Annotated in this window: 8 protein-coding genes, 1 tRNA gene, 1 rRNA gene and 1 pseudogene; 8 read left to right on the forward strand and 3 right to left on the reverse strand. The window is 37.0% G+C overall.

Features of this window, described 5'->3' with window-relative positions:
• The first annotated feature begins 10 nt into the window (after positions 1-10).
• From rrf to ACN6NE_RS13415, 8 genes are all read left to right on the forward strand, one after another.
• Positions 11-126: ribosomal RNA gene (rrf, locus tag ACN6NE_RS13380) — 5S ribosomal RNA — on the forward strand.
• An 11-nt stretch (positions 127-137) separates the two neighbouring features.
• Positions 138-214 (forward strand) — tRNA-Met (locus tag ACN6NE_RS13385).
• Positions 215-353: 139 nt separating this feature from the next.
• Positions 354-959 carry a hypothetical protein gene (locus ACN6NE_RS13390; protein ID WP_474325561.1) on the forward strand — a complete coding sequence of 202 codons (606 nt, stop codon included), beginning with the start codon at positions 354-356 and terminating at the stop codon, positions 957-959.
• A 345-nt stretch (positions 960-1,304) separates the two neighbouring features.
• Positions 1,305-1,802 carry a GNAT family N-acetyltransferase gene (locus ACN6NE_RS13395; RefSeq protein WP_013055206.1) on the forward strand — a complete coding sequence of 166 codons (498 nt, stop codon included), beginning with the start codon at positions 1,305-1,307 and terminating at the stop codon, positions 1,800-1,802.
• A 248-nt stretch (positions 1,803-2,050) separates the two neighbouring features.
• On the forward strand, positions 2,051-3,823 hold the full coding sequence (locus ACN6NE_RS13400) for an extracellular catalytic domain type 1 short-chain-length polyhydroxyalkanoate depolymerase (protein ID WP_474325564.1): 1,773 nt from the start codon (positions 2,051-2,053) through the stop codon (positions 3,821-3,823).
• Between the two features lie 280 nt (positions 3,824-4,103).
• A complete protein-coding gene (locus tag ACN6NE_RS13405) occupies positions 4,104-5,345 on the forward strand; it encodes a 3D domain-containing protein (protein ID WP_474325567.1) in 1,242 nt (413 codons plus the stop codon).
• A 207-nt stretch (positions 5,346-5,552) separates the two neighbouring features.
• Positions 5,553-6,314 (forward strand): M15 family metallopeptidase, encoded by a 762-nt coding sequence (locus tag ACN6NE_RS13410; protein WP_129705980.1) that lies wholly within the window; start codon positions 5,553-5,555, stop codon positions 6,312-6,314.
• A 229-nt stretch (positions 6,315-6,543) separates the two neighbouring features.
• A complete protein-coding gene (locus tag ACN6NE_RS13415) occupies positions 6,544-6,666 on the forward strand; it encodes a YjcZ family sporulation protein (RefSeq protein ID WP_129705982.1) in 123 nt (40 codons plus the stop codon).
• A gap of 53 nt (positions 6,667-6,719) precedes the next feature.
• Here ACN6NE_RS13415 and ACN6NE_RS13420 read toward each other — a convergent pair whose 3' ends face one another.
• The 3 genes and pseudogenes from ACN6NE_RS13420 to ACN6NE_RS13430 all read right to left on the reverse strand — a co-directional run.
• The gene (locus ACN6NE_RS13420; protein WP_474325570.1) at positions 6,720-7,256 is read right to left on the reverse strand and encodes an SH3 domain-containing protein; all 537 of its coding nucleotides are present in this window, start codon (positions 7,254-7,256) and stop codon (positions 6,720-6,722) included.
• A 160-nt stretch (positions 7,257-7,416) separates the two neighbouring features.
• Positions 7,417-7,605, reverse strand: coding sequence for a hypothetical protein (locus ACN6NE_RS13425; RefSeq protein ID WP_474325573.1), 189 nt, complete (start codon positions 7,603-7,605; stop codon positions 7,417-7,419).
• Positions 7,606-7,723: 118 nt separating this feature from the next.
• Positions 7,724-8,220 (reverse strand): annotated as a pseudogene (locus ACN6NE_RS13430) (group II intron reverse transcriptase/maturase); the annotation flags it as partial.

The raw sequence follows: 8,220 nt of genomic DNA on the forward strand, positions 1-8,220 counted from the left end.
CAATCTCTTGTCTGGTGGCGATAGCGAAGAGGTCACACCCGTTCCCATACCGAACACGGAAGTTAAGCTCTTTAGCGCCAATGGTAGTTGGGACTTTGTCCCTGTGAGAGTAGGACGTTGCCAGGCATTTTTATTATCGCGGGGTGGAGCAGTTCGGTAGCTCGTCGGGCTCATAACCCGAAGGTCGCAGGTTCAAATCCTGTCCCCGCAACCAAATTATCTTTTATACATACTTGAATATACCATTATTATCCTTAGGCATAGCCTAAGGATTTTTTGTTTGGCTATATTTATAAACACTTGTTTAGGTTATGATATAAGATAGTGATGCAGATTAATCAGGAGGTTTTTTCATGTTACAAAGTAATATTCAAACTTATATTAAAAAAGAAATGAACGTTCAAGGTCAATCTTTATCTATATACCAGGAAGAAAAGGAATATGCGTTGCAAAAAGAGTTGGTACCGCAAAACCTGATGATAGAAGAAAAAGAGGCATCTTTACGTTTTAAAGATTCTTATATCGAAAGAGTAGATAAAGAAACGGACGAGCTGATCGCAGAAGAATCTCCTCTTTCGTTTTTAGATACGCCCATTTCTTACTTGAAAGAACACAGAAGTGAATTTCTATATGTAGAATCAAAATGGTTCGAATTTATTAAGCTTGATGGATGTTCTTTTGAAGTGGATGATGTGTTTGGCACATATAAAGTATTAACGGGGCTACATATGCAAAAAAAATTCGGTTCTTTACTAAAACAATTTTTTACTAAAGAACTTAATGAAAGCCCAACAAGCGTTCAGCTTTTATTTAATGATAAAGATGGATTATGGGATGTGAATATTGAGTTAGAGGCTATAAAAGAGTTTAATGAAAAAATGTCGATAGGTGAAGCTCTTATTCTTACATATCGTTTTTTCTTTCATCTAGTGGAGTATGTAGAGAACGAAAAAGCTTAAGAAATGATGATTACTTTCACTGTAAAGCATAGAACGTAGTTTCTATGCTTTTTTTGATGAGTAATACGTAATGAATGCTAAATGAAGCTGGAAATACATTTACATCTCTATGTTTTTATGGAATGATAAAGAGTATCTTTACATATATGACTGCTATGGGTAAGGAACAACTATCAGGAATATTTCTAGTTTTTTGAGAAAGTAGCTCACATATTAGCTGTTAATAGCACTCAGAGCAAGAAAGCTTCCGTAGGATGAAGTATAATATATACATACAGGAACTATTTTTAACTTTATAAAAAATGTCTGCTGACGTATGGGATTATAAATAAAGAGGGGATGTTCATGTTATTAAGAAAAATAAAGTCTGAAGAATTGGCAGAAGTCTATCAAATGGGATATGCCGCATGGCCTAAAGGCAGGACGTACAAAGAGTATGTGAGAGATAATCAAAAAGAAGAAACATATGGCATTCGGTATGTATACGTAAATGAAGAGAATCAAATTATTGGTTCATTTATTTTGCTTCTTTTACAAACTCCTCGATTAAAGTTTGCTTTGCATGGTATTGGATCCGTTGTTGTACACCAGCTTTATCAACGAATGGGGTATGGCCGCGATATGCTTGAAGACTTTTTTAAAAAGATGAAGATAGAGAAGCGCAGCGCTATTTTTATGTTGTATAGCGATATTCTTCCTGAATATTATCATCAGTTTGGGTTTAAGGAGCTCCCTTCTCATTTACAACGTTACCCTCAATCCATTGCTATGGTAAATTGCAGCGAGTCACAATATGAATACTTAAGTAAGCAATCCATAGAAGACATACCCGCCTATTTTTAAAAGGTATGTCTTTTTTATAGTATTTATCGGTACAATCGTTTACAATTTTATGTAAGCGTTTTCTTTTTTAGGAGATGAATGATTTTATTCGTCCTCATAACCGTAGGCAAATCGTGCAGTTAATATAAATTTTATTACATAAAACCTTGCTATCATCTTACTAGTAACTCTTATTCATTTCCATACAATACCGATATGTACGTTTGCTGCTAAGTATAACTATATCAATATAAGGAGGAAGCAGGAAGATGAAACGATTATTTATAGCAGGGATGATTTTTATACTTTTTTTATCTTTAGGTACTGTATCTTCTTCAGCCGCAGGAAGTTTTACCTCTAAAACATATAACGGAAGGACATACAAACTGTACGTACCTAGCAGTTATCAGGGAGGTGCTGCTTTACCTCTAGTAGTTATGCTACATGGCTGTACTCAAGACCCTGATCAATTTGCAGCAGGAACGCAAATGAATGAACTGGCGGAGACAGAGAAGTTTCTTGTTCTTTATCCAGAACAACCCTCTTCTGCTAATTCAAATAAATGTTGGAACTGGTTTGATACGGCTCATCAATCAAGGGGAAGCGGTGAACCAGCGTTAATTGCTGGAATGGTCAATCAAATAAAAAGCAGTTATTCAATAGATGCCGACCAAGTCTTTGTTGGAGGGCTATCTGCTGGTGCAGCTATGAGTGTTATTATGGGAGCTACTTATCCAGACATATTTGCGGCTATCAGCGTTGGGGCTGGCTTAGAATATAAAGCAGCGACTAATGTGACAGGTGCTTATACAGCAATGAGCAGTGGAGGTCCTAATCCTATCCAACAAGGAGATTTAGCCTATTCAGCCATGGGAGATCATAAACGAGTGGTTCCAGTTATTTTGTTTCATGGGACAGCTGACTACACAGTTACGCCTATAAATGCGCATCAAATATTATCGCAATGGGCTCAAACAAATGATAGAGCGTCTGATGGGTTGGATAATAACAATATTGATGATACGGCAGATCAAACTGCAACAGATACAGTATCAGGTGGAAGAAGCTATACGCAATATATTTACAAAGATACAGCAGGAAAAACAGTAATGGAAAAGTACATGATAGAAGGAATGGGACATGCTTGGTCAGGTGGAAGTACATCCGGTTCTTATACAGATCCTAAAGGACCAAATGCAACTAAATTAAGCTGGAACTTTTTTGAAAGCCATCCGAAAAATGGTGATGCTCCTAATTCAGGAGATATATCCCCACCGGTTACAGCTGCTTCACCAGCGGGAGGAACGTATGGAAGTTCTGTTTCTGTTACATTATCAACCAATGAACCTGCCATCACTTACTATACATTAGATGGAAGCATACCAACTGTTAATTCTCTAAAGTACTCTGAGCCTATTACCATCAACTCTAGCAAAACAGTAAAGTTTTTTAGTGTAGACGCAGCGGGTAACCAAGAGGAAGTAAAGACGGAAGTTTATCAAATTTCTGGAACTTCAGAGAAATCTTCAGTATTTTCTTCGCTTGCTGCTGAAGATGGATTTATCGGAAACTTATCAGCTGACGGTATGAGTAGTTCTATTCATAAAATTGGGGATAAAGGAATGTACAATACCGACACATACCGAACCATTTTATCTTTTGATACAAGTTCTTTACCTGATGATGCAATCATTACGGATGTATCTTTAAAAATTTATCGCAAATCTTCAACTGGTAATATTTCATCTTTGAAAGGCGATATTAAAAGCGGTGTATTTGGAACTAGCAGTGCTTTAGAACAAATAGATTATCAGGCTTCACCATCTATTTCAGCGGGCTTCCAAATGTCAGTGCCTTCACTTAATAATGGATATACAACTATTCAACTTCCTTCCTCACTTTGGGGATATATGAATAAGACCGGCAAAACTCAGTTTCGCTTGTCAAGCTCAGGTCCAGCGGACTTTTTAAGTGACGTAGTTGAAATTTATGGGGGCGACAATCCTGCATATGCTCCAACTTTAACTGTTTCATATAAGTAAAAAAACCTTCTAAAAGCTAACTGCTTTTAGAAGGTTTTTTTTTGCTGATAAGTTACTTTTATCACCCAATACAACTCCAACTTTTTATAGAGTTTTCTTCAAATTTTGACATGATTTTGATGAAATTTAATCATTATTCAAAAATGAATTGTCAGAAATATTACAAGAAAATGTTTAAAATTAATTAAATCCGTAATAAAAGTAAAATATTCCTGTAATGGAAGTGAAATGAACAGGTGGTATCATTCAGTCATTGAGTAAATAAGGAGGTATTCGGAAAATGAAGAAATTTGTATTTACTCTAGGGACAACGGCAATTCTTTCAGCAGGATTTGTAGGTGCAGCATCTGCCTCTACAAGCGGAACGTATGAAGTACAAAAAGGTGACACTTTATGGAAAATCGCTCAAAATCATAACGTGAGCGTAGACGAGCTAAAAGATGCTAATAACTTAACATCAACACTAATTTATCCAAATCAGACACTAAACTTATCTAGCATAAAAGAAATCGTACATACTGTAAAACGTGGTGACACTTTGTGGTCAATCGGTCAACATTATGGCGTAACAGTAGAAGAAATTAAGGAATGGAACGGTTTAACATCAGACTTAGTTTTCCCTGGAGAACAATTTAAAATTAAAACGGCACAAGCAGCTCAATCTCAAACAGCTAGTGCGCCAGTAGCAAAGGCAGCTCCACAAGCGCAGCAATCTCAAACGGCACAAGCTCAGCAAGAACAAGCAGCACAAGAACAAACGCAAAAAGAACAAGAGCAAGCTCAAGCAGCAGCACAAGAGCAAGCACAAAAAGAACAAGAGCAAGCTCAAGCAGCAGCACAAGAGCAAGCACAAAAAGAACAAGAGCAAGCTCAAGCAGCAGCACAAGAGCAGGCACAAAAAGAACAAGAGCAAGCTCAAGCAGCAGTACAAGCACAGGCACAAAAAGAACAAGAGCAAGCTCAAGCAGCAGCACAAGCACAGGCAGCACAAGAGCAGGCACAAAAAGAACAAGAGCAAGCTCAAGCAGCAGCACAAGCACAGGCAGCACAAGAGCAGGCACAAAAAGAGCAAGCTCAAGCAGCAGTACAAGCACAGGCAGCACAAGAGCAGGCACAAAAAGAACAAGAGCAAGCTCAAGCAGCAGCACAAGCACAGGCAGCACAAGAACAAGCAGCTCAGCAACAGCAACAGCAACAACAAGCTCAACAGCAGTCTCAACAGCAAGCTAGCGGCAAGTCTATGACTGTTGAAGCAACAGCTTATACAGCTAACTGTGCTGGATGCAGTGGTACAACAGCTACTGGAGTAAATTTAAAATCAAATCCAAATCAACGAGTAATTGCGGTTGATCCTAGCGTTATTCCATTAGGTTCAAAAGTATACGTTGAAGGTTATGGTCAAGCTGTAGCAGCAGATACAGGTGGCGCAATTAAAGGAAATCGAATTGATGTATTCGTTTCTTCAGATAGTGCTGCACAAGACTGGGGCAGAAGATCAGTTAAAATTACAGTTATCGACTAATACTAGTCTTATAGAATAGAAGTAAAGAGAGATGTCTTTTAGGAGACATCTCTTTTTTATGTTTAAAATGAACGTTTGAAAAAATTAGGTCCGGGCATACTAAAATTTATAGTAGGAATTAGTTTATTATATTAGTAATTATTTCTTGATTTATATACAATGTTTGAGTGTCCTAAAAAGCTGAAAATATGTCAGGAGTATAGAAATATGAAACTTTATAAAAAAATGGCTTTACTAATAGTGCTGGGTGTTATTGCAGGATTCTCGTATCTAGGCTATCAGGGATTATTTCAGCACAACGACCATTTGAATACGTCTGATCATAATCCTTTATCTTCTTCTAAACAGAAGCAGAATAGTATAGAAATTGTAGGGAACCCAGAGTCCATTGCTGTGTTAGTAAACAAGCAAAATCTTCTTCCTGATCACTATGAACCCACTGACCTTGTATACCCAGACGTTCGGTTTATATTTAAAGAAAAAATTGAAAAGCGCCAAATGCGTACAGAAGCAGCAAAAGCGTTAGAAAGGATGTTTTCAGCTGCTGAACGAGAAGGAATTTACCTAGCCGGTGTTTCTGCCTATCGTTCTCAAAGCCGTCAAGAATCTCTTTATCAAGCGTATATAAAACAAGATGGAGAAGCGGCAGCTAATCATTACAGCGCTCATCCAGGCAGCAGTGAACATCAGACTGGTTTAAGTATAGATGTATCAAGCAGCACCGGTAAGTGTGCAGCTCAAGATTGTTTTAAAGATACTCCTGAAGCCAAATGGATTGAGGCAAATTCATATAAATACGGATACATTGTTCGCTATCCAGAAGGAAAGCAGCAAATTACAGGTTATAAATATGAGCCGTGGCATATAAGATTTGTCGGAAAAGAACTCGCCTCTAAGGTGTATAAGAAAGGAATTACGTTAGAAGAATATTATAATGACTACATGCAAGTTGATAATCCAGTTCAATAAGAAAGAAGAGTTATATAAACTCTTCTTTTTTTTGTATTGCTGGAATATACCCTTACTTTAAAGTTGGGAACGAGGGAAAGATGTAGAGATGAACCACGGGATGATATATCCTATGCCTTACTAGTAAAAGAGTTAACGTTTATAAATTATAATGAATTTTGTGATAAAGAATACTCATGTTCGTTTTCATTTCCCTTCACATATTCTACAAAAAAGGAGGTGGAAGAAAATGAGTTTTTACGGAGGTTATGGTTACGGATACGGAGCAGGTCACGGAAGTAGCTTTGCGTTAATCGTTGTGCTATTTATTTTACTAACTATCATTGGTGCTTCATGGGCAGGGCACTATTAATAAGGTGACCATAAATAAGCTCCCTTGAAATAATTCAAGGGAGTTATCTGTTTTTATCTATAAGTAGGTAACTGTAAGTACGAAGTGCTTACATATCCTTTAAAGCCGTTGTATTCTACAAAAGCCCAATCAAATGAAAGCTTGTTATCTTTTGAGTAGCCCCAAGCTAAGAAGCTGACGCTTTTTCCTTTAGGGATAGTTGTTACAACTTTGTTGCTTGTGCTAGGCCCTGTGCGTAAATTAAGATGAGCAGCTGTATGAACAGTAGTAGGGACTTTCATTAAATAGGAAGTACTGATATATCCGGTGCCGCCAATTATTTTAATGGCAGCCCAGTCTGCATTTACAAACTTGACTACTTCAATTTGATCTTTTTTTCTTAATGTATCAAGAATCTTTCCCTGAGTGCTAGGTTTTGAACGTATATTGAGTACGTTTGCGGTCACTTCATATACGCTGAACGGTGCGTTTATTTTTTCTGCTGCACTTGCTGTTTGTTCGTGAGTGAATGGCAGTGTTCCAGATAGAGATGAAAAAGTAAAGCCCGCTGCTAATGCTAAAACCGATATAGATTTTATAATTGTCTTCATACAAATATCCAACTCCTTAGTGAAATAGGTAATAACTTTTCTATAACACTAAGAATAAGGATTACTTGTTTCTAAATTGTTACCAACATATATCCCAGTTGTAAATTTATAAAAGATCTGTAAAAAGGTTTATTTCACAGATCTTTTAATAGCTTTATCGTTACTGTTCTTCGCGATCTTCCGTTGATTTGTAAAAAGAAAAATATACAAAAACAGATAATACTGTTCCATAAATGCTCCACAAAGCTAAAGCGAAAATAAATTCTTTCTGCAGGCAATAAATAATGGTTAAAGCAACTAGTGATAACGATAGGTAGCCTACTAAGTGTAAAATCTGGTATGATTCCATTCTCTTTTGGGCTTTCCCCCGTTCCACACCGTGCGTGAGACTTTCACCTCACACGGCGATCCAGCAATTCCTAAGTTTGATTTCTACTAAGTCATAAACATTTCATTGGTCTAGTTCATTAGAACAAAGTTAGTTGTTCATAGTAAGTTTTGTTAGTACAGATTGAATTGTTTCCCACAAGAAATCGCAGTTTATTTAATTTCTCGATTTGTTTATCTGTCATTTTTAGTTTTTCCACTAGCTTTTTTGCCAGAGGTTCATTAGTTAGATGTATCAGCTTGTGAATTTCTGATTTTACTAGAATAAGATTTGCGTAGTTGTCGTCCTGCGTTTCGCTCCATAATCGTTTGTGATGACAATGCATGTCTGTCAGTTCAAGTTTTTCATTCATAATCCCACACCTTCCGTTTTGTGCAACGAATAGGGAGATTCGATTATCATTGAACTCAATTGTTGCTCTGTCATTAATTACTGGATGTTCCCTTAGCCACCTTAATTCTGCTTCGGTCACGTTTTCCAGTCCTTTATGGATTAGTTTACGTCCTTCTGATGTGTACTTATTAATAGCTATACGTTTACTCATAGGATTCTTATGCAGAACATACGCAAAAGGAA

Source organism: Priestia sp. 53B2 (assembly GCF_056099005.1).

Bases quoted from the DNA above. Each gene is read 5' to 3' on its own strand.
- ACN6NE_RS13390 (WP_474325561.1), top strand. From the start codon at position 354: ATGTTACAAAGTAATATTCAAACTTATATTAAAAAAGAAATGAACGTT.
- ACN6NE_RS13395 (WP_013055206.1), top strand. From the start codon at position 1,305: ATGTTATTAAGAAAAATAAAGTCTGAAGAATTGGCAGAAGTCTATCAA.
- ACN6NE_RS13400 (WP_474325564.1), top strand. From the start codon at position 2,051: ATGAAACGATTATTTATAGCAGGGATGATTTTTATACTTTTTTTATCT.
- ACN6NE_RS13405 (WP_474325567.1), top strand. From the start codon at position 4,104: ATGAAGAAATTTGTATTTACTCTAGGGACAACGGCAATTCTTTCAGCA.
- ACN6NE_RS13410 (WP_129705980.1), top strand. From the start codon at position 5,553: ATGAAACTTTATAAAAAAATGGCTTTACTAATAGTGCTGGGTGTTATT.
- ACN6NE_RS13415 (WP_129705982.1), top strand. From the start codon at position 6,544: ATGAGTTTTTACGGAGGTTATGGTTACGGATACGGAGCAGGTCACGGA.
- ACN6NE_RS13420 (WP_474325570.1), bottom strand. From the start codon at position 7,256: ATGAAGACAATTATAAAATCTATATCGGTTTTAGCATTAGCAGCGGGC.
- ACN6NE_RS13425 (WP_474325573.1), bottom strand. From the start codon at position 7,605: ATGGAATCATACCAGATTTTACACTTAGTAGGCTACCTATCGTTATCA.